The following is a 25,935-nucleotide window of genomic DNA, read 5'->3' as shown; positions in this document are numbered from 1 at the left end:
AGGAGAATGTGATGACAGGCTTGTTAGCAAAGGTGTTCCGGCTTCGGTGGACTGCGGTCCTGCTGGTCGGTGTGATGGGGCAGGGCGCCAACGCGGCCGATGCGCTGAACGGCAAAAGCCTGTATTTGAACGGGCCGGTGTCCGGCGGGGCCACGTGCGCCTCGTGCCACACCGCCTCGCCGGCGAATAACGTCAACAATATCCTGGCGGCGGCCAACCAGCCGTCCGTGATCCAGAACGCCATCGCCACCAACAAGGGCGGCATGGGTAGCCTGTTCAACGGCAAATTCAGCGCGGCGGAGCTGTCCGACCTGGCGGCCTTCATCGGCAACCCGAACGTGGTGGCCGCGCCGGCAGCCTCGCTGGCGCCGGCCAGCCTGACCTTCAGCGGCACCAGCATCGGCCAGACGGCCGGCCCGCTGTCCGCCACCTTGAGCAATACCGGCAACGCCGCGCTCAACATCGGCACCATTTCCCTCAGCGGCGCGGCGGCGGGCGACTTCAGCGTCGCCGGCGGCAGTTGCGCCAACGGCGGCGCGGTCGCGGCGGGCGCCAGCTGCACCGTGCAGGCCAGCTTCAAGCCGACGGCGGCGGGCGCACGCGCGGCTTCGCTGACCATCACCCACAACGCGACCGGCGGCAGCAGCGTCGTCGCGCTGAGCGGCACCGGCAACGCCACGCCGCAGGCCACCATCGCCCTGTCGGCGGCCAGCGTCAATTTCGGCACGCTGCTGACGGGATCTCCTTCCGCCGTGTCGACCATCACCGTCAGTAACAGCGGACAGGCCGCGCTGACCTTCAACTCCATCGCGCTGGGCGGCGCCAACGCCGGCATCTTCACGCTGGGCGGCACCTGTGCCGTCGCCACGCCGGTGCCTGCGGCAGGCAGCTGCACGGTGACGCTGCAGGCATCGCCAGTGGCTGCCGGCGCGTTCACCGCCAGCCTGGCGCTGGCTTCCAACGCCTCCAACGGCAACGCCACGGTGGGCCTGTCTGGCACGGCCGCCACGCCGGCGCCGGCTTTGACGGCCACGCCGTCGGCCATCGCCTTCGGCACGCAGACCATCGGCGCGGCAGCGGTGGCGCAGACGGTCAAGCTGGCCAACACCGGTAATGTGGTCATCACCTTCAACAAGATCGGCTTGAGCGCCGGCGGCGCGGCCAGTATCACCCTGGGCGCCAGCGATTGCGGCGCCACCCTGGCGGTGGGCGCCAGCTGCTCGGTGCCCGTGCGTTTCGCGCCTACGGCGGAAAGCGCCGCCTCGGCCACGCTGGCCGTGACTTCGAACGCGGCTGCCCTGCAAGTCGGCATCACCGGCACCGGCACCAAGCAGGCCACGGCGACACCGGTGCTGTCCGAAGCCGGTCCTATCGTCTTCGCCGACACGCAAGTCGGCAGCAGCGCCACGGTGCACACGACCACGCTGTCCAACAGCGGCAACGCTTCGTTGTCCATCGCCACGCTGACGCTGGGCGGCAACCAACCTGGTGACTTCGTCCTCGGTGGCACTTGCGTTGCCGGCGCCGCAGTCGCTCCGGGTTCCAGCTGCACGCTGACCACCGCCTTCAAACCGGTCGCCGCCGGCGCCCGCAGCGCCGACCTGCTGCTGGTGACGGACGGCGGTGCGCAGTTCCACCTGGCCCTGAACGGCAACGGTGTGGCGGTCGTCATCACCACGCCATCGCTGACGATAGCGCCGCAGAGTTTTGACTACGGCTCGGTCGTCATCGGCAGCGCTGCGCCTACCCGCCGCTTCACGCTGACCAACAGCGGCGCCGCCGCGGTCACGCTGTCCAGCGCCACCTACACCGGCCCATTCGCCGCCGTGGCGGACAGCACCGGCTGCGCGGCCTTCCCTGTGACGCTGGCGCCGGGCGCCTCATGCGACCTGGTGGTGAGCTACACGCCGGCCAACGCTGGCGCCAGCACCGGCAGCGTGGCCCTGCAGTCCAGCGTGGCCGGCAGCAGCTGGACCATCGCGCTGAGCGGCCAAGGCACGGCTGCGGCCAGCAACGCCGCACCGGTGAACAAGGGCGGTGGCGGTTGCTCGGCTTCGGACGACGTCAACGATCCGATGATGGTGTTCCTGATTTTCTCGGCGGCGATTGCCATCGGCTGGCGCCGTCGTCAAACCAAACGCATTGGAGGCTGACATGAAACCGATATCGATCGCAATGCTGATGGCGGCCGCGCTGGGCGCCGCCCCGGCCTGGGCGCTGGAGAAGGGCGCCGCCGCGCCGCAGTTCGACCTGCAAGGGTTGGAGGGCGCGGTGAAGCTGGCCAAGCTGCAGGGCAAGGTGGTGTATGTGGACTTCTGGGCCTCGTGGTGCGGCCCGTGCCGCCAGTCCTTCCCGTGGATGAACGAGATGCAGGCCAAGTATGGCGCGAAGGGTTTGCAGATCGTCGGCGTCAACGTCGACGCCAACAGCGCCGATGCGCGCCAGTTCCTGACGACGACGCCGGCGCGCTTCGCCATCGGCTTCGACCCGCAAGGCGCCACGCCGCGCAGCTACGGCATCAAGGGCATGCCGAGCAGCGTGTTGATCGGCCCGGACGGCAAGGTGCTGCTGGAGCATTCCGGCTTCCGCGAGGCCGACCGCGCCGAATTGGAAAGCAAGATCCAGAACGCACTGGGAGCCGTCAAATGAAGGCGCTGCTGTTGATCGCACTGGCGGCGGGATTGTCCGGCTGCGCTTCGCTGGGCAATGTGCAGCCCTGGGAGAAGGGCACGCTGGCGCGTACCGAGATGACCTTCGGCGATGGCCATATGTTCACGCGCTTCGACGACCATATCTACACCAGCCGCGAGGCCTCGTCCGGCGGCGCTGGTGTGGGCGGCGGCGGATGCGGCTGCAATTGAGGACCACCATGACAAGTAACGAAGACAAGGCACCAGGCCGCGGCCTGGCCGCCTCCATCATGACGGCGGCGCTGATGCTGCCGGGCGTGCAGGCGCACGCCGAAACGCCGCCGGCCAACGGCACCATCACGCTGGGCTATTTGAACTACAAGGACAGCCAGTCCGGCCTGGACCGCGTCACCGTGCATTCGCCGTCGGTGTCGATCACGGCGCCGGTGGCGGGCGTGTGGAACATCGGCGCCTCGGTGGTGTCGGACGACGTGTCGGGCGCTTCGCCGCGCTACCACACGGCCATCTCGGGCGCCTCGCACATGCAGGACCACCGCACGGCGGGCGACATCTCGGCCACGCGCTATTTCGAACGCGGCACGGTGACGGCTGGCGCGGCGTATTCGAACGAGCATGATTACCTGTCGCGCGCCTTGTCGCTGCAGGGCAGCCTGGAAAGCGAGAGCAAGAACACCACGTGGACCGTCGGCATCGGCCACGCGGATGACCACATCAACCCGGTCAACAAGATCGTCAGCAACGAGAAGAAGCGCAGCACCAGCCTGCTGCTGGGTGTGACGCAGGTGCTGACCACCAGCGACATCGCCCAGCTGACGCTGACGCACAGCGAGGGCGAGGGCTATTTCTCCGATCCGTACAAGGCATTCGACAATCGCCCGCGCAGCCGCGACGAGACGACCTTGCTGGCGCGCTGGAACCATCACCTGGCTTCGACCGGCGGCACCAGCCGGCTGTCCTACCGCTATTACCGCGACAGCTTCGGTGTGCGCGGGCATACGCTGGGCGCCGAGTATGTGCAGCCGCTGTCGCAGGGCTGGACCGTGACGCCGGAGGCGCGGCTGTATTCGCAGAGCGCGGCCAGCTTCTACTACGATCCGCTCTACGACGCGAAGCTGGGCGCGCCGTTCCCGCCGGGTTACAACGGCACCGGCTACATGACGGCGGACCAGCGCCTGTCCGGCTTCGGCGCGGTCACGCTGGGTCTGAAGGTCAGCAAGCAGCTGGACAAGCTGTGGTCCGTCGACGTGAAGGCGTCGGTGTACCAGCAGCGCGGCAGCTGGCGCCTGTTCCACGAAGGCAGTCCGGGTCTGGATGCGCTGCGGGCGCAGACGATACAGATAGCGGTCAACCGGCAGTGGTAAAAATAAGGGTAGAAGCGAAATGGTAGACGCAATACATCGCACCGCGTTCCAGGCGATGGCCAGCCGCTGCGAGCTGCGGTTCGCCGCGCCGGACGCGCACACGGCGGCGCTGCTCGCGCAGCGCGCCATGGACGAGGTGCTGCGTATCGAAACCAAGTATTCGCGCTACCGGCCGGACAGCATCGTCTCGCGCATCAACGCGGCGGCGGGCAGGGAGGCGGTGCATTGCGATCCCGAGACCATGTCGCTGCTGGGCTACGCGGCGGCGCTGCACGGCGCCAGCGAGGGGCTGTTCGACATCACCTCCGGCGTGCTGCGGCGGGCCTGGGATTTTCGCCGGCCCAGGGTGCCGGGCAAGGAAGTGCTGGAACCCTTGCTGGCGCTGGTCGGCTGGGACAAGGTGGACTGCGGCGCGGAGGACATCCATCTGCGCCAGGCCGGCATGGAGATCGATTTCGGCGGCTTCGGCAAGGAGTACGCGGCTGATCGCGCGGCGGCGCTGTTGGCCGATGCGGGTGTGCGGCATGGCTATGTGAACCTGGGCGGCGACATGCGCTTCATCGGCCCGCGCCTGAACGGGCGGCCGTGGAGCATCGGCATCCAGGACCCGCGCGATCCGGACAGCGTGGTGGCGAGTATCCCGGTCAGCCACGGGGCGCTGGCCACCAGCGGCGATTATGAGCGCTACTTCGAGCTCGATGGGCAGCGCTACTGCCACATCCTCGATCCGCGCGACGGCATGCCGGTGCGGTACTGGCGCTCTGTGAGCGTGCTGGCGCCGATGGCGACCGCCGCCGGCAGCTGTTCCACCATCGCGATGCTGAAGCAGCAGGATGGTCTGAATTTTTTGAATGCGTCCGATATGGGGTATCTGGCCGTGAACGATCAGGGGCAGATGCTGTTCAGGGATGTTTGAATAGGATGGATATGATGAACAATTGGATGACGCGCCTGATGGCGTTAATAGTGGCGGTGCTGGCGCTGGCCACCGGCGCGCGGGCGGATGATTTTCTGGAGCCGGAGCAGGCGTTCCAGCTGAAGGGGGAACTGGTCGATGCGCATACGGTGCGGCTGTCGTGGGCGATCGCGCCGGGCTATCACCTGTACCGTGACCGTTTGAGTTTCAAGTCCGACGGTGCGCAGATTGCCGCACCGTCGCTGCCGGCTGGGCTGCGCAAGTTCGACTCCAACTTCAACAAGGAGATGGAGACTTACCAGGACAAGCTGGTGGTCGACTTGCCGGTGACGGCGGCTGCGGCGTTCACGCTGCAGGTGGGTTATCAGGGTTGTGCGGACGCGGGCCTGTGCTATTCGCCGGCGACGCAAAGCTATCGCGTCGATCCGTCGGCGCCGGGGAAGCTGGTGGCGGTTGACGCGCCGCCTGCCGGCGCGACGGCCACCGCCGCCACCACTGCCGCCAGCAACGCCAGCACCGGCGCCGCCGCAACCACGCCGGCCGCTGAGGCGACTGCGCCAGTTCACGAAGACGACAGTTCCCTCGCCCAGCGCACGCTGCAAAGCGGCAGCGCATGGCGCATCGGACTGGCCTTCCTGGCCTTCGGCCTACTGCTGTCCTTCACGCCATGCGTGCTGCCGATGGTGCCCATCCTGTCCTCGATCATCGTGGGCGAGGGCGCGGTATCGCGCGGACGCGGCTTCTCGCTGGCGCTGGCATATTGCCTGGGCATGGCGCTGGTCTACACCTCGCTCGGCGTGGGTGCGGGCCTGGCTGGCGAAGGCCTGGCCGGCGCGCTGCAAAAGCCATGGGTGCTGCTGACCTTCGGCGCGCTGCTGGTCGGCCTGGCCCTGTCGATGTTCGACGTCTACCAGCTGCAGCTGCCAAGCGCCCTGCAAAGCCGCTTGAGTGAGACCAGCGGCAATATGGGCGGCGGCCGTTTCGCCGGCGTGTTCGTGATGGGCGCCTTGTCGGCACTGATCGTCGGCCCATGCGTGGCCGGTCCCCTGGCCGGAGCGCTGCTCTACATCAGCCAGACGCGCAACGTCTGGACGGGCGGCTGGGCCTTGTTCTCGATGGCGGTCGGCATGAGCGTGCCGCTGCTGCTGACTGGTATCTCGGCCGGCAGCCTGCTGCCGCGCGCCGGCGCATGGATGAACGGTGTGAAGAAGATCTTCGGCCTGCTGCTGATCGCGGTCGCGATCTGGATGGTGACGCCGGTGTTCCCTGTGCCGGTGATGATGGCACTGTGGGGTGTATTCGCTCTGTTGTGCGCAGTGTTCCTGCATGTGTTCGAGCCGCTGCCCGCGGCACGCGGCGCTGGCCTGGGGGCGTATGTCGGCAAGACCCTGGGACTGGCGTTCCTGCTCGCCGGATTATTTGAGCTGACGGGCGCCGCCAGCTCCGGCCGCGACGTGCTGCAACCGCTGGGCCACCTGGGCCTGGCCCGCGCGGAAGGCGCCGCGCCGGCCGGCGACGAGATCCGCTTCAGCCGCATCAAGACCGTGGCCGAACTGGATCAGGTGCTGGCCTCCAGCACCACGCCGGTGATGCTGGACTTCTACGCCGACTGGTGCGTGTCCTGCAAGGAGATGGAGCGCTTCACCTTCTCCAAGCCGGCCGTCAGCGGCAAGTTGAAGCAGGTGCGTTTGATCCAGGTGGACGTCACCGCCAACAGCGCCGACGACAAGGCCTTGATGAAGCGTTTCGGCCTGTTCGGGCCACCGGGCATCATCCTCTTCAACGGCGGCAAGGAGATCCCGAACAGCCGCGTGATCGGCTTCCTGGCGCCGGAGCCCTTCGTCCAGCACCTGAGCCGCCACCTCACTTCCTGAGCGGCCCTGTTTTTCTTTGCTGAGTCTCCAGATCAATGCCCACCGCCTTCTCGGCAGCGGCATTGATCGCAGCGAAGCGCGTCTTTATACCAGCGGCAGCGCGGTGGTGTCCTTGATGCGCTGCAGGGCGAACGAGGATTTCACGTCCAGCACCGCCGGGTGGCGCAGCAGCGTCGCCATCATGAAGCGCGAGAAGTGGTCCATGTCCTCTACATGCACCCGCAGCAGGTAATCCATCTCGCCCGTCATCGCATAGCAGGCCACCACCTCCGGCCACTGCTCCACCGACACCGCGAAATCCGCACGCGGCGACACCGGCGCGTTCGGCGCGCCCAGCGCGCGGGCGTTGCTGTGCGCCGCCGCCTCGCTGTGCTTCTCCAGCCGCACGTTGACGTAGGCCAGCAGCCCCAGGCCGATCTTGTCGGGATCCAGCAGCGCCACGTACTGGCGGATCACGCCCGCCTCCTCCAGCCGCTTGATGCGGCGCAGGCACGGCGACGGCGACAAGGCCACCAGCTCCGCCACGTCCTGGTTCGACAGCCGTCCGTCCGCCTGCAAGATGGACAGAATCTTACGGTCCGTTTTGTCCAGCGTAATCTTGGTCATAAACACCTCAAAAATTCTTGGTTCAGGCAATATTATTGCGCAAAACCGCCCCCTGTGGGAATTGTTTGCAATTTACTGCTGTCGGACCGAGACTATACTGTGCGCTATTCTAAGAAGGAGACTTGCATGAAATTTACGCCTTGGGACAACCCGATGGGGACCGATGGTTTTGAATTTGTCGAATACGCCGCACCCGATCCCAAAGCACTGGGCGCGCTGTTCGAGAGCATGGGTTTTACCGCGATCGCCCGCCATCGCCATAAGGATGTGACCCTGTATCGCCAGGGCGACATCAACTTCATCATCAACGCCGAGCAGGACTCCTTCGCCCAGCGCTTCGCCCGCCATCACGGCCCGTCCGTGTGCGCCATCGCGATCCGCGTGCAGGATTCCGCCTTCGCCTACAAGCGCGCGCTGGAGCAGGGCGCCTGGGGCTTCGATAACAAGACCGGCCCGATGGAGCTGAACATCCCCGCCATCAAGGGCGTGGGCGATTCGCTGATCTACCTGGTCGACCGCTGGCGCGGCAAGAACGGCGGCGAGCAAGGCGCCATCGGCGACATCAGCATCTACGACGTCGACTTCGTCGCCATCCCCGGCGCGGAAGCCAATCCGGTCGGCCATGGCCTGACCTATATCGACCACCTGACCAACAACGTCCATCGCGGCCGCATGAAGGAATGGGCGGACTTCTACGAGAAGATGTTCAACTTCCGCGAAGTGCGCTACTTCGACATCGAGGGCAAGCTGACCGGCCTGAAGTCGAAGGCCATGACTTCGCCATGCGGCAAGGTGCGCATCCCGATCAACGAATCGTCGGACGACAAGTCGCAGATCGCCGAATACCTGGACGAGTACCACGGCGAAGGCATCCAACACATCGCGCTGGGCACCGACGACATCTACACGTCCGTCGAGACGATGAAGAAGGCCGGCATCGTCTTCCAGGACACGATCGAGACCTACTATGAACTGGTCAACCGCCGCCTGCCGAACCACGGCGAGCGCCTGGAAGACCTGCGCCGCCTGCGCATCCTGATCGATGGCCACAGCAACGAGAACGAGCGCGAACTGCTGCTGCAGATCTTCAGCCAGAACGTCATCGGTCCGATCTTCTTCGAGATCATCCAGCGCAAGGGCGATCAAGGTTTCGGCGAAGGCAACTTCCGCGCGCTGTTCGAATCGATCGAGCTGGATCAGATCAAGCGCGGCGTGTTGAAGGATCCTAGCGAAGCATAAGGAACAAGGGTCTGAAGCCCGCAGCCCCGCACAGAACGGGGCGCAGGCCTGTGGTACCCTATAAAAAAACCGCATTTTTCCGTTCCGCCGTCTCCACAAGGGCCGGCGGATCGCGCGCTACTGGGCCAATCCGGCCCTGTAGCGCATGGCTTAAAGAATAATGGAGACACAATGAACGCACCTCACAAGGGCTCGCAACTGGAGCCGGGCACGCACTCGGACAACGAAATTTCACTAGACGACAAGTGGACGCTGGAACACGGCCGGGCCTTCATGACCGGCACCCAGGCCCTGATCCGTCTACCGATGATGCAGCGCGAACGCGACCTGAAAGCAGGCCTGAACACCGCCGGCTACATCACCGGCTATCGCGGCTCTCCCGTCACCAGCGTCGACATGACGGCGATGAAGGCCAAGAAGTACCTGGACGCCCACCACGTCAAGTTCCATCCCGGGATGAATGAAGACCTGGCCGCCACCGCGGTCTGGGGCACGCAGCAAACCAATCTTTTCGAGGACGCCAAATACGACGGCGTCTTCTCCATGTGGTACGGCAAAGGCCCCGGCGTCGACCGCTGCGGCGACGTCTTCAAGCACGCCAACAACGCCGGCTCCGCGAAGCACGGCGGCGTGCTGGTACTGGCCGGCGACGACCACGCCGCCAAGTCCTCGTCCACCGCCCACCAGTCGGACCACATCCTCAACGCCTGCGGCATCCCTGTGCTGTATCCGTCGTCGGTGCAGGAGTACATCGACTACGGCCTGCACGCCTGGGCCATGAGCCGCTACACCGGCCTGTGGGTATCGATGAAGTGCGTCACCGACATCATCGAATCCGGCGCCGTGGTGGACTTCGATCCCGACCGCGTGCAGATCAACCTGCCCACCGACTTCGAGCTGCCCGCCGGCGGCCTGAATATCCGCTGGCCGGACACCGTGCTCGATATGGAAGTGCGGATGAACAGCTACAAGTGGTACGCCGCGCTGGCCTACTGCCGCGCGAATAAGCTGAACAAGATCATCTGGGATTCGCCGAAGCCGAAGATCGGCATCATCACCGCCGGCAAATCCTATCTGGACACGCGCCAGGCGCTGGCCGACCTGGGCATCGACGAGCAGGCCGCCGCCGACATCGGCATCCGCCTGTACAAGATCGGCATGACCTGGCCGCTGGAGGCGGACGGCGTGCACGAATTCGCCAAGGGCCTGGACGAGATCCTGGTGGTGGAAGAGAAGCGCCAGATCCTCGAATACGCGCTGAAGGAAGAGCTGTACAACCTGCCGGACGGCCAGCGTCCGCGCGTGGTCGGCAAGTTCGACGACACCGGCGAATGGAGCAACAAGGGCAAGACGGGCCACGGCGACTGGCTGCTGCCGGCCACCTATGAACTGAACCCGGCGCAGATCGCGCGCGCCATCGCCTCGCGCATCGCCCACTACTGCGCCGGCCATCCGGTGGCGCAGCGCGTGCAGGAGCGCGTGGCCTTCCTGGAAGCGAAGGAGCTGGCGCTCAAAACGCTGCCGTCCAAGCCGAATCCGGAAACCGACCGCACGCCGTTCTTCTGCTCCGGCTGCCCGCACAACACCTCGACCAAGGTGCCGGAAGGCTCGCGCGCGCTGGCCGGCATCGGCTGCCACTACATGGTGCTGTGGATGGACCGCGAAACCTCCACCTTCACCCACATGGGCGCGGAGGGCGTGACCTGGGTAGGCCAGGCGCCGTTCACCAACGAGAAGCACGTCTTCACCAACCTGGGCGACGGCACCTACTTCCACTCCGGGATCCTGGCGATCCGCGCGGCGGTGGCGGCCAAGGTCAACATCACCTACAAGATCCTGTTCAACGACGCCGTCGCCATGACCGGCGGCCAGCAGTTCGATGGTCCGCTGGATCCGGGCATGATCTCGCGCCAGATCGCCGCCGAAGGCGTCACGCCGATCATCGTCGTCACCGACGAACCGGAAAAATACCCGTCCGATTACAACTGGGCGCCAGGCGTCACCGTGCGCCACCGCAGCGAGTTGATGGACGTGCAGCGTGAGCTGCGCGACAAGCCGGGCGTCTCGGCCATGATCTACGACCAGACCTGTGCCTCCGAGAAGCGTCGCCGCCGGAAGCGCAACGAATACCCAGATCCAGCCAAGCGCGCCGTCATCAACGAAGCTGTCTGTGAAGGCTGCGGCGATTGCTCCGTGCAGTCCAACTGCCTGTCGGTGGAACCGCTGGAGACGGAACTGGGCCGCAAGCGCCAGATCAACCAGTCGTCCTGCAACAAGGACTTCTCCTGCACCACCGGTTTCTGCCCGAGCTTCGTGACGGTGGAAGGCGGCGCGTTGAAGAAGCCGAAGAAGGCCGCTGTCGGCGAGGCGCCGCAAGTGGTGCTGCCTACGCCGGTGCTGCCGTCGACCGAGACGCCGTACGGCATCCTGATCACCGGCATCGGCGGCACTGGCGTGGTGACGGTCGGCCAGATCCTGGCGGTCGCCGCGCACGTCGAAGGCAAGGGCGCCATCGTGCTGGACATGAGCGGACTGGCCCAGAAGGGCGGCCCGGTGATGTCGCACGTGCGCCTGGCGGACAAGCAGTCCGACCTGCACTCGACCCGCGTCGGCACCGGCAGCGCCGACCTGGTGGTGGGCTGCGACCTGATCGTCACCGCCTCGCGCGACGCCCTGTCGCGCATGGGCGAAGGCCGCACGCACGCGATGATCAACTCGACCGGCTCGTCGACGGCGGCGTTTGTGAAGAATCCGAACTGGCAGTTCCCGGACGCTTCCTCGCGCGGCGAAATCGTCAAGGCCTGCGGCAATGAGCTGGTGGACTTCGTCGACGCCGGTCAGATCGCCACCGCGCTGATGGGCGACTCCATCGCCACCAATATGTTCATGCTGGGTTACGCGTTCCAGAAGGGCCACGTGCCGCTGAGCGAAGCGTCGCTGGTCAAGGCGATCGAGCTCAATGGCGTGTCGGTGGGCTTCAACAAGGCGGCCTTCAACTGGGGCCGCACCGCCGCGCACGACCTGGCATCCGTGACCAAGCTGACCACGCCGGCCAAGGTGATCGAGTTCAAACGCATCCAGACGCTGGACGACATCGTCGCCCGCCGCGTGGAGCTGCTGACCGCGTACCAGGACGCGAATTATGCTAAACAGTATAAATCGTTTGTCGACCAGGTCCGCGCGGAAGAGGCCAAGCTGGGCAAGACCACCCGCCTTAGCGAAGCTGTGGCGCGCTACTACTACAAGCTGATGGCGTACAAGGACGAGTATGAAGTCGCGCGCCTGTACACCGACGGCGCCTTCCAGCAGAAGATCGCCGGCATGTTCGAGGGCGACGTCACGCTGAAGTTCCACCTGGCGCCGCCGCTGTTCGCCAAGCACGATGCCGAAGGCCATCTGGTCAAGCAGGAATTCGGCCCGTGGATGATGAAGGCGTTCGGCGTGCTGGCCAAGCTGAAGGGCTTGCGCGGCTCGGCGCTGGATATCTTCGGCTATACGGCGGAGCGCAAGATGGAACGCGCGCTGATCGGCGAGTACCGCGACACCGTGGCCTCGCTGCTGCCCAAGCTGACGGCGGAGAACCTGTCGCAAGCCGTGGCCATCGCCAGCATCCCTGAAGACATCCGTGGCTACGGCCATGTGAAGGAGCGTCACTTCAAGGCGGCCAAGCAGAAGGAGGCGGCGTTGCTGGCGGCTTTCGGCAAGCCGGCCGGCAGCCACACCAACGCTGCATAAAAAACGACGGCCCCTCGCGGGGCCGTTTTTTTCGCCTGGCCTTCCGGCTCACACCTTGCGCAGCGAGCAGACGGTGTCGAACCAGGCCTGCATGCCGACCAGTGGCTGCGGGTTGATCGGCAGCAGGGCGTTGATGTTGACGCCATTGCCGCGGCCACCGTTCTTCTTGTCCCACCACACGCCGGCGTTCAGGTCATCGATCGCCGGCGCCGGCCCGAAGGCCTTGGCCGCCTCGGGACCTATCCCCTGCGCCGCCACTTCCACACGCCGTCCATTGCGTCCCTCGGCGGCACGCCCGCCGCTGATCCAGCCCAGCGAATTCGACACCGCCACCACGCGCGGATGGATGCCGCGCGTGACGAACACCCGCATCCGCGCCGAACCGATCTTCTCGCCGTTGCCGCGATACGCCTGCAGGCCCGCCTGGTCGGCCGGTCCTGACTGCGGCCGGTAGGTGGTCAGTTCCACCATGTCGCCGCTTTTCAGGCCGAGCTTCCTGGCCGTCGCGACGTTGATCCACATTGGATTGTCGTGCACGATCTCGCTCAGGTATTTTTGCGACGCGGTGCGGCCCTGCGTATGCACATTCCATTTGAAGGTGCTGAGGATGAAGCGGTCCGCCGGCAGGTCGCGGTGCGACGGGATCTGCACGAAGGTCGGCATGCCGTCGTCGTCAAAGCCGCGCGTCTTCGCCACCTTCGTCACCTCCGGCGCGTGCACTTCGAACTTGCGTGATGGGGTGGCGAAGCCGCGCACCGGCGCGCCGCCCGCCATCAGGCCGATCGCGCTGTCCTTGCCCTTGTCGTTGGGACGGTAGATCACGCCGCTGGCGGCATCCACCCGGCTGCCGTCAAGCTGCTTGCCGCTCAGCGGCTTCTGGAACACCTCGTACGGTTTCGGTTGCGAGGTATCGACATACACGCCGTAGTGCTTCATGTATTCGAAGCCGTCCTTGAACTGCTTGCCGTCCGGCCCCGTGGCCGGCAGCTTCGAGCACTGGATGCGCACGAAGTCCTCGTGGCTGCCGAACTGGAAGTACTTGGCCTGTTCGGGCGCGAGGCGGCGGCCGATATCGAACAGCACATCGGCGAAGCTGCGCGCCTCGCCCGGCGGCGGCACCAGCGGCTGGCGCAGCGTGACGAAGTGCGTCAGCTCCAGGTTGTTGCGGATGTCGAGGCCCCAGCGCTCGAGGAAGGTCGCATCGGGCAGGATCAGGTCCGCGTAATGGGCCATCTCGGAATAGACCACGTCCGAACAGGCGTGGAAGGGGATCAGCTTCTCATCCTTCAGCACTTCGACCGTGGTGCTGCGACCCTCCGGCCACGTCATCGGCGAAGCGATGGTGTAGCTCAGGTAGACGTCCAGCTTTGCCCGGCCCTGGCGCAGATAATCGTAGACGATCTGGCCGACCTTCATCTTCTGCCAGCGGTTGGCCAGCGGCCATTCCTGTGGATCTTCCAGGTCGGTGCGGATCTTGGGCGACGGCGGCACGGGCTGCGGCAGCGGATAGCGGCTGGCGGACAGCTTCTCTTCCAAGCCATAGCAGTAGCCGCCGGGCCGCGCCACCGAGCCGACCAGCGCGTTGAGCATGACGACCGCGCGCTCGGAGTTGAAGCCGTTGTAGTGGGCGCCGGTGCCGCGATTGGTGAAAGCCGCGACGGCGGGGCGCTTGCGCGCAAACTCCAGCGCCAGCCGCTCGATGTCGGCGGCGGCGATGCCGGACAGCTTGGCCGCCCACGCCGGCGTGCACGGGGCCAGCCATTCGCGAATGGTCTCAAGGCCGGGCTGCACGAACTTGTCGATGAAGTCGTGATCGATTTCGTTTTCGCGCACTATCACATGCGCCATCGCCAGCGCGACCGCGCCGTCGGTGCCGGGGAAGGGCTGGTGCCATTCGTCGCTGCGGCCGGCCGTGTTGGACAGGCGCACATCGAACGTCACCAGCTTGGCGCCATGGTCGAAGCGCGCCTTGACGATGCGGCTCACCAGATGCAGGCCGCCCTGGTGCGCTTCGTAGAAATTGGCGCCGAAGTTGAGGAAGTACTTGCAGCGCTCCGCGTCGATCGATTCCCAATCGGTCTCGCCGAGCGAAACATAATTAGCGGCGCGCTTGTTGGAGGAGCACAGCGCGCGGTGGTTCAGCTGCACCGGCGTACCGATCGCGCTCAGGAAGCGATTGATCTCGGCGTCGATGCGGGAGCGGCCCTGGTGCAGCGCCACCCGCTCCGGATGGCCGCTGGCGATGCTGGCCTTGATGCGGTCCGCCACCTCGGCGTAGGCCTCGTCCCAGCTGATGCGCTTCCACAGTCCCTCGCCGCGCGCGCCCACCCGCTTGAGCGGGTACAGCAGGCGCTCGGGGTAGTCGTTGATGGTCGGCGCGGACTGCCCCTTGGCGCAGGTCATGTGGCTGCCCATGTTGGGGTCGAGCGGATTGCCGCGAATCTTGATCACCTTGCCATCCTGGACGAAGGCCTCGATGCCGCACACGGTCGAGCAGTTCAGGCATACGCTGGTGACGCGCCTGGCGTTGCGGTAATCGTTCTTGACCTTGCGCTGGTCGCCGTTGGCCAGCGGCCGGTAGTTCAGCGCCTGCGCGGCGTTGGGCGTCAACAGGATGGTCTCGCCCAGTCCCAGTCCGGCCATCGAGCCGATGCCGCTTTTGATGAATCCCCGACGGTCCATATTCATGCTCCCTTCGGTTTTGGGAACGCTGACTTCAGCTGGTCCCAGGTGTCGATCTCGTAGGAGAACGGATCATGGCTGCGGCCCTTGGGCACCTTGTGCGCCATCGCGCGCGGCACCACGCCTCCCAGGCCCCGGTACTGCACCAGCGGCTTGGTTTTTTCCTCCGGCTTGAGCGGCGCCACCTGCTGGCGGTGCCTGGCGTGGAACTGGCTGACTGCACTGGCCGGATCGTTCAAATCACCGAACGCGAATACATCGGCGGGGCATACCTCCACGCAGGCCGGCTCCATGTCCGCCGCCAGCCGGTGGGAGCAGAAGTCGCACTTGTCGGCCACCTCGGCCACCGGATCGATGTGGATGGCGCCGTAGGGACAGGCCTTGATGCAGTCGCGGCTACGGTCGCAGGCGGTATCGTCGATGTGGATGATGCCGTCGGCGCCGCGCTCGATGGCGTCGTTGGGACAGGCGTCCAGGCAGGGCGCGTCCTCGCACTGCATGCACAGCGTCGGCAGGAAGGCGCGCTTGGTGGTCGGCTGGTGATTGAACGGATTGACCGCGGCGAAATCGTAGTAGTACACCTTGGTGCGGAAGTGGCCGAGCGAGACGGAGTTCTCGACCTTGCACGCCACCGAGCATGCGTGGCAGCCGATGCAGCGTTCCAGGTCAATAGCCATGCCCCATTTGGGGCCGGAGGTGGTGGATGTCATGGGTGTGTTCCTTGGGGGCGCGAGTCCTGAGATTAGACCACAAAATAATGCATAAGCAATCGCGAATTCATTCGTTCAGGTTTGTCCGGTGGCTTGCTAAGGTGGCGTCCCATTCTTCACCCGGATCACCTCAATGAAAACACAATTTGAATTGAAGTCTCTGGCGGCAGGCGCTATCGCCCTGTTGTGCGGGGCCGCCGCTCCCGCGCTGGCACAAGCGCAGGACGCGGCCGCAGTCACTGCAGTCACCGCCACGCCACCCGCCGTCGTCGTCACCGGTTCGCGCATTCCGCGCGCCAGCCCGGAAGGGCCTTCGCCCGTCACCGTCGTCACCGGCGAGGACATCACCAGGCAGGGTTACAAGAACGTCTTCGATGCGCTCAGCAATTTGACGCAGAACAGCGGCTTCACCCAAGGCGCCGATTATGGCAACACCTTCACGCCGTCGGCCAACACCATCAGCCTGCGCGGCCTCGGGCCGAACCACACGCTGGTGCTGCTCAACGGCCGCCGCATGGCGGACTTCCCGATCGCGTATGAAGGCACGGTCAACTTCACCAACCTGGCCAATATTCCATCGGGCGTGGTGGAGCGCATCGAGATCCTCAGCGGCGGCGCTTCCGCCGTCTACGGCTCGGATGCCATCGCGGGCGTGGTCAACATCATCCTGAAAAAACAGGCAGAGGGAGTGGACGTCAACGTCAAAGTCGGCGGCACCTCGCGCGGCGGTGGCGGCGACCAGCGCCTGCAGCTGACCGGCGGCCAAAGCTTCGGCAAGCTCAATACCCTGTTCAGCGCCGAGTTCCTAAAGCGCGATCCGCTGTGGAGCCGCGACCGCGAATTCATGAGCGCCAAGACCGGCGTGGCGCCGACTCCCCTGTTGGGCCGCAAGAACGTCAACACCGGCAAATACATCGATCCGGGCGAGGCCTGCGCCAGCCTGGGCGACCTGTTCGAAGGCAGCACCGTCAAGTTCACCGGCAAGGCGGGCAGCTACTGCGGCAGCGGCAAGGTGGGGCCGACCTACTGGACCACGCAGACCAAGAACAGCAGCCAGAATCTGTTCGGCAGCGCCAACTACGATCTGTCGGCGGACACCACGCTGTTCGCCGAAGCGCTGCTGGGCCAGAACCGCAGCGCCAACAACACGCGCGGGGCGTCATGGACGTCGGCATCGACCGCCGACAGCTATTTCTGGAACCGGAACAGCGGCACCTATGAGGCATGGAACCGCTACATCGCGCCGGAGGAAATCGGCGGCGTGCAGCGCTACAACCGCAGCTGGGACGACCAGGCCAGCTCGATCGCCTTCGGCGCCAAGGGCCGCATCCCCGGCACCGGCTGGCAGTATGAAGCCGCCTACACCGCATCGCAGTACAAGAGCGAGAGCCACACGCCGCGCGCGCTGTCGAACATCGACAGCTTCTTCCTCGGCCCCAAGCTGGGTGTCGACGCGGACGGCGTGGCGATCTACGCGCCCGATCCGGCGCGCTTGACGCGGCGCCTGACGCCGTCGGAATTCGACAGCATCACCGGCACTTCGGTCAGCAACGACAAGTCATGGACCAACACCGCCAGCATCAGCGCCAACGGCGAGGCCTTCCAGCTGCCGGCCGGCCCGGTCAAGCTGGCGGCGGTGGCGGAGGTGGGCAAGCAGGGCTTCTCGAACACGCCGGATCCGCGCATCAACCAGGGCTACTTCAACACCGTGACGCCGTCCGACGTCACCGCAGGCACCCGCAAACGCTACGCGTTGGGCGTGGAGGCGAACGTGCCGCTGCTGCAAAAGCTCGACGCCACGCTGGCCGGCCGCTACGACCGTTACAGCTTCGCCGGCCGCAGCGACGGCAAGCTGACTTACAACGCCGGCCTGGAATGGCGTCCGGCCGCGCAGCTGCTGGTGCGCGGGAACCATTCGACCAGCTTCCGCGCGCCGGACATGAACTACATCTTCAAAGCGCGCGGCACCGGCTACTACTCGTCCACCACCGACTACTACCGCTGCGCCAAGGCCGGCCAGCCGGTCGAGAAGTGCGAGTTCGCCAACGTGTCGCCGGGCGCGGACTACGAGCAGTCCGGCAGCAAGGACCTGCGTTCGGAGAAGGGCCGCTCGTCGGGCCTGGGCGCGGTGTGGTCGCCAAGCGCCAACTTCGATTTGACGCTGGACTACTGGAACATCAAGATCGATGACCTGGTCACGAACCTGAGCGCCGACAAGCTGCTGCGCGATGAGGCGCACTGCCGCACCACCAACGACCTGACCTCGCCGACCTGCGCCGACACCATCGCGCGCGTGGTCCGCAATCCGCTGACGGCGCTGAACAAGCCGGGCGAGATCTGGCAGATCCGCGTCAGCCCGATCAACGCCGCCTCGACCAGCGTGAGCGGCATCGACATCAGCGGCAAGTACGTGCTGCGCACGCAGGCATATGGCGTATGGATCGCCAAGGGCGCCTACTCCAAGACGCTGAACAAGAAGTCGCGCCAGTTCTCAGGCGACGAGTTGATCGACGACCTGGAAGACCTGGGCAACGCCGACTGGCGCGACAAGCTCAATGCCAGCCTGACCTGGAACCAGGGCGACTGGTCGAACACCCTGTTCCTGCAACGCTACGGCAAAGTGCCCAACGGTGCCGGCACGGCCTTCCTGTCGCCGACGACGCTGGCCAACGCCAGCGTCGTCTACCGGCTGAACCAGCGCACCACGCTGTCGGTGGCGGTCAACAACCTGTTCAACAAGGTCAAGCCCGACACCAGCGGCGGCTGGCCTTACTACCCGGTCGGTAACTACAGCCCGACCGGCCGCCAGGGCTGGGTCGAGCTGAATTACCACTTCGGCTCCTAAGCTGGCAGGTGCTGCGCGACCAGTTCGCGCAGCGCCGGATCCTTGATTTCGAAGATATCGAGGACGCCCAGCGCCACCACACCCGGCAGGCCGTCGATGATGTCGGCGCGCGCTTCGGCGCGGGCCTCTTCCGAGCTGTCCTTCGCCTGCAAGGTGCGGGCGTTGGCCAGGAAGGCGCCGACGGTGCCCTTCCTCACGGTGACGCCGTTGAATTCTCCGGCATTGATATGGTCTGGCAGTACGTCTTGTGCTCGCATGATGAAAACTCCTTGTGGGTTGATGAGGACTCCATCTTGGCAGCGCGACGGTGGCCTGGCTTGCGCGGCGATGCCATAATGTGTCGCATGCAAGCCAAACCATCTCCCCAGATCGATCCCGCCCGCGCCGATGCCGATGGCGGCCCGCTGCTGTTCGCCGCGCTGTCGGCCGGCGACATGCGGCACACGCCCACCCACAGCCACGCGCGTGGCCAGGCCATCGGCGCCTTGAGCGGCCTGCTGACCATCGGCACGGAGCGCGAGCGCCTGGTGGTGCCGCCGGGGTATGCGATCTGGATGCCGCCGCATCACCCGCACGGCCTCGATGCGCACGGGCCGACCAGCGGCTGGAGCGTCTACGTCGCGCCGGACGCCTGCGCCGCGTTGCCCGCGCTGCCGCAGGTGTTCCAGGTTTCCGGGTTGCTGAGGGAGGCGGTGCTGCGCGCCAGCGCGTGGCAGGCTTCCGAGCGGGGGCCGGCGCAGGAGCGCATCGTGGCGGTGATCCTGGACGAACTGGCGGCCGCCGCGCGCGAACAGCTGGTGCTGACCATGCCCACCGACCGCCGCGCGTTGAAGATCGCGCTGGCGCTGGCCGCCGATCCGGCCGATGCGCGTTCATTGAATGAGTGGGCCGATTGGGCCGCCATCGCCCCGCGCACGTTGACGCGGCGCTTCGTGGAGGAGACCGGCCTTTCCTTCAGCGACTGGCGCCAGCGTGCCCGCTTGATGCGGGCAGTGGAGCTGCTGGCGGCCGGGCAGGCCGTTACCGCCGTGGCGCTGGAGCTGGGCTACGACAGCCTGAGCGCCTTCATCGCCATGTTCCGCCGCGAGATGGGCGTGGCGCCCGGCGGATTCGCCTCCGCACACGCGGCGGCGTTGGCGCTGCCTTAGACTTTCACTCCGGCGTTGAGCGCCGAGGAGTGCGCGGCATACTCGGTCAGCCAGTACAGCAGCGCCAGTCCGGGGAAGGCCATGCCGGTCAACAGCGCGGCGTGCCAGCCGTGGGTGGCGAACATCCAGCCGCCCAGCGCCGAACCGAGCGCGCCGCCGGCGAAGAACAGCGCGAAGTACACGCCATTCAGACGGCTGCGCACCTCCGCGCCCAGCGAGAAGATGGCGCGCTGGCCCAGCACCAGGTTGGCCGCCACACCCATGTCCAGCACGATGGATGCGATCACCAGCATCGCCAGCGCCACGTTGCGGGATTCAGGCGCCACCATCGGCAGCGCGAAGCCCACCACACCCAGCGCCAGCGCGGCGGCGGTTGCCATCAGCGTGTGGCCGGCGTCGGCCAGGCGGCCGGCGACCGGCGAGGCCACCGCACCGGCCATGCCGACCAGCGCGAACACCGCGATGCCGGTCTGCGACAGGTGGAACTGCGGGCCGGCCAGCATCAGCGGGGTGACGGTCCAGAACAGGCTGAAGGAACCGAACAGGCCTGCATGGTAGGCGGCGCGGCGGCGCAGCACCGGCGTGCGCAGGAACAGGTGCCACAGGGACGCCATCAGCGCGGGATAGCTGATCGTGGCGGTCGGCACGCGCAGCGGCAGTTTGGCGCGCAGCACCAGGGCCACGGCCAGCACCAGCACGGCGGCGCCGCCGAATACCACGTGCCAGTTGCTGGCGTCGGCGATCAGGCTGGCGGCGGGGCGGGCCAGCATGATCCCCAGCAGCAGGCCGCTGACCACTTTGCCGACCGTGTGGCCGCGCGTGGCTTCCTTCGACAGGTGGGCGGCGAACGGCACGATGATCTGCGCCGCCACCGAGCCCAGGCCGATGCCCAGCGCGGCGCTCAAAAACATCCATGCGCTGGTGCTGAACGCGGCCAGCACCAGCATGGCGGAGGTGAACAGCAGGCCGGTGACGATCAGGCGGCGGTTTTCCAGCAGGTCGCCCAGCGGCACGACGAACAGCAGGCCGAGGGTGTAGCCGATCTGCGTCAGCGTGACGATCAGGCCCGCCGCTTGCGGCGACAGGCCGGTGGCGGCGCTGATCGGGCCGACCAGCGTTTGCGCGTAGTACAGGTTGGCGACGATCAGGCCGGTCGCGGCGGCCAGCAGCAGCACCATGCCGGGGCTGATGTCGTCTTGTGCGGAATTGCTCATGATGACTCCGTAAGTAAGTGGGGATGGGCAGATTCTAGGCAAAACCGCAGCAAAGATAATTAGGGCATAATGCCCTTACACTTTTCACATAAGATGAACAATCATGGACAGGCTCAAGGCCATGCAGACCTTTGTGCGCATCGTCGAGGCCAATAGCTACACGCGGGCCGCCGAAACGCTGGACCTGCCGCGCGCCGCGCTCACGGCGACCATCAAGAAGCTGGAAGCCTTCCTCGGCACCCAGCTGCTGCAGCGGACCACGCGCCGCCTGTCGCTCACCCCCGACGGCGCCGACTACTTCAGGAAGTGCCTGGAGATTCTGCAGGCGGTGGAGGATGCCGAGGGCGTGTTCCGCGGCCACGGCCGGGGCAAGCCGCATGGCAAGCTGCGGGTGGAGCTGCCGGGCGCGGTGGGCCGCCACGCGGTGCTGCCGCATATCGCCGGCTTTTGCCGCGAGTATCCCGACATCGAACTGGTGGTCAGCCTGAACGAGCGCCTCACCGACCTGACGCAGGAAGGCCTGGACTGCTCGCTGCGCGTGGGCGAGCTGCAGGATTCGGCGATGGTCGCGCGGCGGCTGGGCAACATGGGCTTCCTGACCTGCGCCGCGCCGTCCTACCTGGCCGCGCACGGCGTGCCGCAAACCCCGGCCGACCTGGCGTCGCATCGCGGCGTGACGCATTTCTCCGGCCGCACCGGCCGCGCCTTCGCGTGGGACTATGTGATCGACGGCGGCGTGACGATGGTGGAGGTGCCCGGCGCGATCGCGGTCAACGATCCCGACGCCTACGTCATCTGCGCCCTGCAGGGCATGGGCCTGATCCAGGCGGCGCGCTATCAGGTGCGCCAGCATCTGGCCAGCGGCGCGCTGGTCGAGGTGCTGGCGGCCACCCCGCCGACGCCGATGCCGATCTCGCTGCTGTACCCGCAGGGCCGCATGGCGTCGCCGCGCCTGCGGGTGTTCGCGGACTGGATCGCCGGCGTGTTCAAGGCCGATCCCGACCTGCAGGCCTAAATTGTAAGAAAGATTGCTAAATAGATACGTTGGCGCGGATTGCGGATTATAATTTGGCGATGAAAATAACTCCCCTTGCCTTCGCGGCCGCACTGGCGCTGCCCTTGCTGAGCGGTTGCGGCGGCGATGCCCCGCCAGCGCCGGCCACCCCGGTTGCGCCGGCTGAACCGGTCTCCCCGCCGGTCACGCCGCCGGTCACCCCGCCGGTCACGCCGCCAGTGACCCCACCCGTGACGCCGCCCGTGACGCCGCCGGTCACCCCGCCGGTCACGCCACCCGTCACGCCGCCGCTGGACTACACCGGCGACTGGTTCGTGCTGGCCTCGCACTGCGAGAAGCCGCGCCCGGGCTCCTCGGTCGAGGTGCAGGGTACGCTGATGGACGAGCTGAAATGGCTGCGTTCCGTCCAGGAGAACGCCTACCTCTGGTACAAGGAGCTTCCTGCCGATCTCAAGATCGAAAGCTACAAGAGCACAACCGCCTACTTCGCCGACCTGAAAACGCCGGTCATCACCGCGTCCGGCCGGCCCAAGGACCGCTTCCACTTCACCTATCCGACCGACGCATGGCGCGCGTTGTCGGACTCCGGCGTCGAGTTGGGCTACGGCCTGACCTGGCTGCGCAGCACCGACACCTCGCCCCGGCGCGTGTGGACGCTGACGATGGTGGCGCCGGATTCCCCGGCCGCCCTGGCCGGCCTGCAGCGCGGCGACATGCTGGTCTCGGTCGACGATGTCGCCATCGGCGACACCAGCACCGCCGGCCTGGCCGCGCTCAACGCCGGCCTGTTCCCGGTCAAGGCCGGCGAATCCCATCGCATGGTGCTGAGCCGCGACGGCGTCCAGCGCACGGTCACCATGACGTCGCAGCAATTGGCGGTGCCGCCGGTGCAAAACGTCAAGCTGCTCGACACGGCCAGCGGCAAGGTCGGCTACCTGCAATTCAACGAGCACAATGCGGTGGCCGAAGGCCAGCTGGTGAAGGCCATCGGCGGCTTCAAGAGCGCCGGCGTCACCGACGTGGTGCTGGACATGCGCTACAACGGCGGCGGCTTGCTGGACATCGCCAACGAGCTGGCCTACATGATCGCCGGTCCGGGACCGACCGCCGGCAAGACCTTCGAACAGCTGCGCGCCAACGACAAGACCAAGCAGGATCCGCCGTCGAAATTCCTGACCAGCACCAGCGGTTTCAAATCGCCAGGCCAGCTCCCGCCAGGCACGCCGCTGCCTTACCTTGGCCTGAAGCGGGTCACCATCCTGACCACGCCCGGCACCTGTTCGGCCAGCGAGTCCGTCATCAACAGCCTGCGCGGAATCGACATCGAGGTCACGCTGATCGGCGGCGAAACCTGCGGCAAGCCGTATGCCTTTATTCCGTCCCCGAATTGCGGCACCACTTATTTTTCGATCCAGTACCAGGGCATGAACAACAAGGGCTTCGGCGACTACGCCGACGGCTTCCCGCCGACCTGCCGCGCCAGCGACGACCTGACGCAGACGCTGGGCGACCCGGCCGAGAACATGCTGGCTACGGCGCTCAGCTACCGCGCCAGCGGGGCCTGTCCGGTGGCGCCGCAGGGCAACCGCATGCAGGCTGGCGCCAAGGAAGGCGCCACACAGGGCGCCATGCAGCTGGTGCGGCCGCCGGTGAAGGAAATCGCGATCCGCAATCGCTGACGCGCAAAGCCGACTATAATTTCCAGCGCATCCGATGCCGGCGGGCCGCTCCCGCCGCGCATTGGCCACTCAACCCTTGCTGGAAGCCTGTCCATGATACGTTCCGCCATTCTGCTTGCCTTTGCCGCCACCTCCACGCTGGCCGTCGCAGCGCCCGCCGCCACCTCCCTGAGCACCATCGCCGAACGTTCCGGCTTCCAGAACACCGGCCGTTACGACGAAGTCGTCGACCTGTGCGCGCGCTTCCAGAAGGCGTATCCGAAGCAGGTGCGCTGCTTCGAATTCGGCCGCACGCCGGAGGGCCGTCCCATGCTGGCGCTGGCCGTCTCGCGCACCGGCGCGCTGACCGCCGAGCAGGCGAAGAAGCGCGGCCTGCCGGTGATGCTGGTGCAGGGCGGCATCCACGCCGGTGAAATCGACGGCAAGGACGCCGGCTTCCTGGCGCTGCGCGAGGCGCTCGAGAACAAGGCCGCGCCGGGCGCGCTGGACAAGCAGGTGCTGTTGTTCGTCCCGGTGTTCAACGTCGATGGCCATGAGCGCTTCGGCAAATGGAACCGCCCGAACCAGCGCGGCCCGGTGGAGATGGGCTGGCGCACCACGGCGCAGAACTACAACCTGAATCGCGACTACGTGAAGGCCGACGCGCCGGAGATGCAGGCCATGCTGGCGCTGGTGAACGCCTGGGATCCGCTGGCCTACATCGACCTGCATGTCACCGACGGCGCCAAGTTCCAGCCCGACGTCTCGATCCAGGTCGAGCCGGTGCACGGCGGCGACGAGGAACTCAAGCGCGCCGGCGCGGCGCTGCAGACCGCCGTGATGGCGGACCTGAAGGCGCAGGGCTCCGATCCCAAGCCGTACTACATCTCGTTCGCGGCCGACGACGATCCGACCTCCGGCTTCGTCGACAGCATGGCGACGCCGCGCTTCTCGACCGGCTACTTCCCGCTGCGTAACCGCTTCGCGATGCTGGTCGAAACCCATTCGTGGAAGGACTATCCGACCCGCGTGCGCATCACCCGCAACACCATCGTCTCGCTGCTGTCGCAGGTCGCCGTCCACGGCAAGGAATGGCAGAAGATGACGCAGGACGCCGACGCCCGCGCCACCGCCATGGCCGGCGCCGATTTCCCGATCAGCTACCGCACCACCTTCAACGCCAAGACCATCGAGTTCCCCGGCTACGAATACACGCGCGGCTACTCGGAAGTGTCGGGCGGCCTGATGACGCACTACGACGAGAGCAAGCCGCAGATGTGGAGCGTGCCGCTGCGCGACGAAGTGGTGCCGGACCTGAAGATCGCCGCGCCGAAGGGCGGCTACCTGGTGCCGCTGGCCGAAGCCGCGCGCATCGGCGCCAAGCTGAAACAGCACGGCATCGCCTTCAAGGTGCTGGCGTCGGACCAGATGGCGGCCGAGGTGGAGACCTTCCGCGCGACCAAGACTAAGTTCGGCGCGCAGTCGTTCGAGGGCCATCAATCGCTGGCGGTGGAGGGCGACTGGGGCCGCGAGCGCCGCAGCCTGGCGAAGGGCGCGCTGTTCGTGCCGATCGCGCAACCGAAGGCGCGCCTGGTGATGACGATGCTGGAGCCGCGCGGCGCCGATTCGCTGCTGGCCTGGGGCGAATTCAATAACGCCTTCGAGCGCAAGGAATACATGGAGGAATACGTGGCGGAGGACGTGGCGCGGGCGCAGCTGGAGGCCGATCCGGCGCTGCGCGAGGAGTTCCAGAAAAAGCTGGACAGCGACGCGGAGTTCAACAAGAGCCCGGCCAAGCGGCTGGAGTTCTTCGCGCGCCGCCACGCATCGTGGGACGAGCGCTTCAACCTCTACCCGGTGATGCGCACCGCGCAGAAGTTTTAAACGGAGACGCTGACGCCAGTAACGCCACTGGCGCCACTAACGCCGCCGCCATCGCCGCCGCCATTTGCCTTGGCGGTGGCTTCTTCCATCTTCTGTTTGATGAGCGCGGCCACCTTGGCCATGATCGACGCCTGTTCCTCGGGCGACTTGGCCGCCAGCGATTCCGGCGTCTCGCCCAGGCTTTTCAGGATCATTTCCGCCATCCGTTCGGCCGGCGATTTCTTCATGTAGGTGTCCAGCTCCTGCGCGGCGGTCGGCTGCGTCGGCGGCTGCTGTTTGGTCTCGAGCACCGCCTTGAAATCGGCGCCGCCGGATTTCCTGCTCGTGGCGAAGGCCGCCGCGCTGGCACTGCCGAGCGCCTTGGTATCGATTTTCATCATGCTTCCCCTGGTAGTGG

Annotated in this window: 19 protein-coding genes; 13 read left to right on the top strand and 6 right to left on the bottom strand. The window is 66.3% G+C overall.

The genetic code is table 11. The features are described from left to right. Positions 1 to 11: 11 nt before the first annotated feature. From ACUJB0_RS17230 to dsbD, 6 genes are read left to right on the top strand one after another with little or no spacing between them, the layout of a single operon-like run. On the top strand, positions 12 to 2,153 hold the full coding sequence (locus ACUJB0_RS17230; RefSeq protein ID WP_444846268.1) for a choice-of-anchor D domain-containing protein: 2,142 nt from the start codon (positions 12 to 14) through the stop codon (positions 2,151 to 2,153). Position 2,154: 1 nt separating this feature from the next. Beyond that, positions 2,155 to 2,649, top strand: a complete 495-nt coding sequence (locus ACUJB0_RS17225; protein WP_161092248.1) for a TlpA family protein disulfide reductase — start codon at positions 2,155 to 2,157, stop codon at positions 2,647 to 2,649. Then, complete coding sequence (locus tag ACUJB0_RS17220) at positions 2,646 to 2,861, top strand: DUF4266 domain-containing protein (protein WP_117012661.1); 216 nt, start codon at positions 2,646 to 2,648, stop codon at positions 2,859 to 2,861. The genes ACUJB0_RS17225 and ACUJB0_RS17220 overlap by 4 nt, the downstream gene beginning before the upstream one ends. An 8-nt stretch (positions 2,862 to 2,869) precedes the next feature. After that, positions 2,870 to 4,012, top strand: coding sequence for a DUF3570 domain-containing protein (locus tag ACUJB0_RS17215; RefSeq protein ID WP_444846267.1), 1,143 nt, complete (start codon positions 2,870 to 2,872; stop codon positions 4,010 to 4,012). A gap of 19 nt (positions 4,013 to 4,031) precedes the next feature. After that, the gene (locus ACUJB0_RS17210) at positions 4,032 to 4,928 is read left to right on the top strand and encodes an FAD:protein FMN transferase (protein ID WP_444846266.1); all 897 of its coding nucleotides are present in this window, start codon (positions 4,032 to 4,034) and stop codon (positions 4,926 to 4,928) included. An 11-nt stretch (positions 4,929 to 4,939) separates the two neighbouring features. After that, entirely contained in the window at positions 4,940 to 6,802 is a 1,863-nt protein-coding gene (dsbD, locus tag ACUJB0_RS17205) for a protein-disulfide reductase DsbD (RefSeq protein WP_444846265.1), read from the top strand. A gap of 84 nt (positions 6,803 to 6,886) precedes the next feature. Here the strand turns inward: dsbD and ACUJB0_RS17200 are convergent, their stop codons facing one another. Then, a complete protein-coding gene (locus ACUJB0_RS17200; protein WP_444846264.1) occupies positions 6,887 to 7,408 on the bottom strand; it encodes an Lrp/AsnC family transcriptional regulator in 522 nt (173 codons plus the stop codon). A gap of 126 nt (positions 7,409 to 7,534) precedes the next feature. Between ACUJB0_RS17200 and hppD the strand changes: the two genes are divergently transcribed. Together hppD and ACUJB0_RS17190 are read left to right on the top strand one after the other, a co-directional pair. Next, positions 7,535 to 8,647, top strand: a complete 1,113-nt coding sequence (gene hppD, locus ACUJB0_RS17195; RefSeq protein ID WP_444846263.1) for a 4-hydroxyphenylpyruvate dioxygenase — start codon at positions 7,535 to 7,537, stop codon at positions 8,645 to 8,647. A gap of 171 nt (positions 8,648 to 8,818) precedes the next feature. Further along, positions 8,819 to 12,382: an indolepyruvate ferredoxin oxidoreductase family protein gene (locus ACUJB0_RS17190; RefSeq protein ID WP_444846262.1), complete on the top strand. Its 3,564-nt coding sequence runs from the start codon at positions 8,819 to 8,821 to the stop codon at positions 12,380 to 12,382. A 48-nt stretch (positions 12,383 to 12,430) separates the two neighbouring features. On the opposite strand, the gene ACUJB0_RS17185 is transcribed toward ACUJB0_RS17190, so the two are convergent. Then, positions 12,431 to 15,064, bottom strand: a complete 2,634-nt coding sequence (locus tag ACUJB0_RS17185; protein ID WP_444846261.1) for a molybdopterin-containing oxidoreductase family protein — start codon at positions 15,062 to 15,064, stop codon at positions 12,431 to 12,433. 2 nt (positions 15,065 to 15,066) lie between these two features. Then, a complete protein-coding gene (locus tag ACUJB0_RS17180) occupies positions 15,067 to 15,774 on the bottom strand; it encodes a 4Fe-4S dicluster domain-containing protein (protein WP_444846260.1) in 708 nt (235 codons plus the stop codon). 133 nt (positions 15,775 to 15,907) lie between these two features. On the opposite strand from ACUJB0_RS17180, the gene ACUJB0_RS17175 reads away from it, so the two are divergent. Then, positions 15,908 to 18,619: a TonB-dependent receptor domain-containing protein gene (locus ACUJB0_RS17175; protein ID WP_444846259.1), complete on the top strand. Its 2,712-nt coding sequence runs from the start codon at positions 15,908 to 15,910 to the stop codon at positions 18,617 to 18,619. On the opposite strand, the gene ACUJB0_RS17170 is transcribed toward ACUJB0_RS17175, so the two are convergent. Then, on the bottom strand, positions 18,616 to 18,876 hold the full coding sequence (locus ACUJB0_RS17170) for a hypothetical protein (RefSeq protein ID WP_444846258.1): 261 nt from the start codon (positions 18,874 to 18,876) through the stop codon (positions 18,616 to 18,618). The two genes, ACUJB0_RS17175 and ACUJB0_RS17170, sit on opposite strands and share 4 nt — an antisense overlap. A gap of 78 nt (positions 18,877 to 18,954) precedes the next feature. Between ACUJB0_RS17170 and ACUJB0_RS17165 the strand changes: the two genes are divergently transcribed. Then, a complete protein-coding gene (locus tag ACUJB0_RS17165; RefSeq protein WP_444846257.1) occupies positions 18,955 to 19,767 on the top strand; it encodes an AraC family transcriptional regulator in 813 nt (270 codons plus the stop codon). Here ACUJB0_RS17165 and ACUJB0_RS17160 read toward each other — a convergent pair. Further along, positions 19,764 to 20,981, bottom strand: coding sequence for an MFS transporter (locus ACUJB0_RS17160; RefSeq protein ID WP_444846256.1), 1,218 nt, complete (start codon positions 20,979 to 20,981; stop codon positions 19,764 to 19,766). The two genes, ACUJB0_RS17165 and ACUJB0_RS17160, sit on opposite strands and share 4 nt — an antisense overlap. A gap of 103 nt (positions 20,982 to 21,084) precedes the next feature. Between ACUJB0_RS17160 and ACUJB0_RS17155 the strand changes: the two genes are divergently transcribed. The 3 genes from ACUJB0_RS17155 to ACUJB0_RS17145 all read left to right on the top strand — a co-directional run bounded on the left by ACUJB0_RS17155 (position 21,085) and on the right by ACUJB0_RS17145 (position 25,538). Then, positions 21,085 to 21,996 carry a LysR family transcriptional regulator gene (locus ACUJB0_RS17155; protein WP_444846255.1) on the top strand — a complete coding sequence of 304 codons (912 nt, stop codon included), beginning with the start codon at positions 21,085 to 21,087 and terminating at the stop codon, positions 21,994 to 21,996. 59 nt (positions 21,997 to 22,055) lie between these two features. Further along, entirely contained in the window at positions 22,056 to 23,675 is a 1,620-nt protein-coding gene (locus ACUJB0_RS17150) for a S41 family peptidase (RefSeq protein ID WP_444846254.1), read from the top strand. Between the two features lie 93 nt (positions 23,676 to 23,768). Next, the gene (locus ACUJB0_RS17145; protein ID WP_444846253.1) at positions 23,769 to 25,538 is read left to right on the top strand and encodes a M14 family metallopeptidase; all 1,770 of its coding nucleotides are present in this window, start codon (positions 23,769 to 23,771) and stop codon (positions 25,536 to 25,538) included. On the opposite strand, the gene ACUJB0_RS17140 is transcribed toward ACUJB0_RS17145, so the two are convergent. Beyond that, positions 25,535 to 25,918 carry a hypothetical protein gene (locus ACUJB0_RS17140; RefSeq protein ID WP_444846252.1) on the bottom strand — a complete coding sequence of 128 codons (384 nt, stop codon included), beginning with the start codon at positions 25,916 to 25,918 and terminating at the stop codon, positions 25,535 to 25,537. The genes ACUJB0_RS17145 and ACUJB0_RS17140 overlap by 4 nt on opposite strands. Positions 25,919 to 25,935 lie beyond the last annotated feature (17 nt).

Origin of the sequence: Duganella caerulea (assembly GCF_040362985.1) — a bacterium.
Taxonomy (GTDB): Bacteria; Pseudomonadota; Gammaproteobacteria; order Burkholderiales; family Burkholderiaceae_D; genus Rugamonas; species Rugamonas vulcania.
Note: the sequence above shows the minus strand (reverse complement) of the source record. Positions and strands in the feature narration are given on the sequence as shown.

Excerpts from the sequence above, each read along its gene's own strand:
- ACUJB0_RS17230 (WP_444846268.1), top strand. The coding sequence starts at position 12 with ATGACAGGCTTGTTAGCAAAGGTGTTCCGGCTTCGGTGGACTGCGGTC.
- ACUJB0_RS17225 (WP_161092248.1), top strand. The coding sequence starts at position 2,155 with ATGAAACCGATATCGATCGCAATGCTGATGGCGGCCGCGCTGGGCGCC.
- ACUJB0_RS17220 (WP_117012661.1), top strand. The coding sequence starts at position 2,646 with ATGAAGGCGCTGCTGTTGATCGCACTGGCGGCGGGATTGTCCGGCTGC.
- ACUJB0_RS17215 (WP_444846267.1), top strand. The coding sequence starts at position 2,870 with ATGACAAGTAACGAAGACAAGGCACCAGGCCGCGGCCTGGCCGCCTCC.
- ACUJB0_RS17210 (WP_444846266.1), top strand. The coding sequence starts at position 4,032 with ATGGTAGACGCAATACATCGCACCGCGTTCCAGGCGATGGCCAGCCGC.
- dsbD (WP_444846265.1), top strand. The coding sequence starts at position 4,940 with ATGATGAACAATTGGATGACGCGCCTGATGGCGTTAATAGTGGCGGTG.
- ACUJB0_RS17200 (WP_444846264.1), bottom strand. The coding sequence starts at position 7,408 with ATGACCAAGATTACGCTGGACAAAACGGACCGTAAGATTCTGTCCATC.
- hppD (WP_444846263.1), top strand. The coding sequence starts at position 7,535 with ATGAAATTTACGCCTTGGGACAACCCGATGGGGACCGATGGTTTTGAA.
- ACUJB0_RS17190 (WP_444846262.1), top strand. The coding sequence starts at position 8,819 with ATGAACGCACCTCACAAGGGCTCGCAACTGGAGCCGGGCACGCACTCG.
- ACUJB0_RS17185 (WP_444846261.1), bottom strand. The coding sequence starts at position 15,064 with ATGGACCGTCGGGGATTCATCAAAAGCGGCATCGGCTCGATGGCCGGA.
- ACUJB0_RS17180 (WP_444846260.1), bottom strand. The coding sequence starts at position 15,774 with ATGACATCCACCACCTCCGGCCCCAAATGGGGCATGGCTATTGACCTG.
- ACUJB0_RS17175 (WP_444846259.1), top strand. The coding sequence starts at position 15,908 with ATGAAAACACAATTTGAATTGAAGTCTCTGGCGGCAGGCGCTATCGCC.
- ACUJB0_RS17170 (WP_444846258.1), bottom strand. The coding sequence starts at position 18,876 with ATGCGAGCACAAGACGTACTGCCAGACCATATCAATGCCGGAGAATTC.
- ACUJB0_RS17165 (WP_444846257.1), top strand. The coding sequence starts at position 18,955 with ATGTGTCGCATGCAAGCCAAACCATCTCCCCAGATCGATCCCGCCCGC.
- ACUJB0_RS17160 (WP_444846256.1), bottom strand. The coding sequence starts at position 20,981 with ATGAGCAATTCCGCACAAGACGACATCAGCCCCGGCATGGTGCTGCTG.
- ACUJB0_RS17155 (WP_444846255.1), top strand. The coding sequence starts at position 21,085 with ATGGACAGGCTCAAGGCCATGCAGACCTTTGTGCGCATCGTCGAGGCC.
- ACUJB0_RS17150 (WP_444846254.1), top strand. The coding sequence starts at position 22,056 with ATGAAAATAACTCCCCTTGCCTTCGCGGCCGCACTGGCGCTGCCCTTG.
- ACUJB0_RS17145 (WP_444846253.1), top strand. The coding sequence starts at position 23,769 with ATGATACGTTCCGCCATTCTGCTTGCCTTTGCCGCCACCTCCACGCTG.
- ACUJB0_RS17140 (WP_444846252.1), bottom strand. The coding sequence starts at position 25,918 with ATGATGAAAATCGATACCAAGGCGCTCGGCAGTGCCAGCGCGGCGGCC.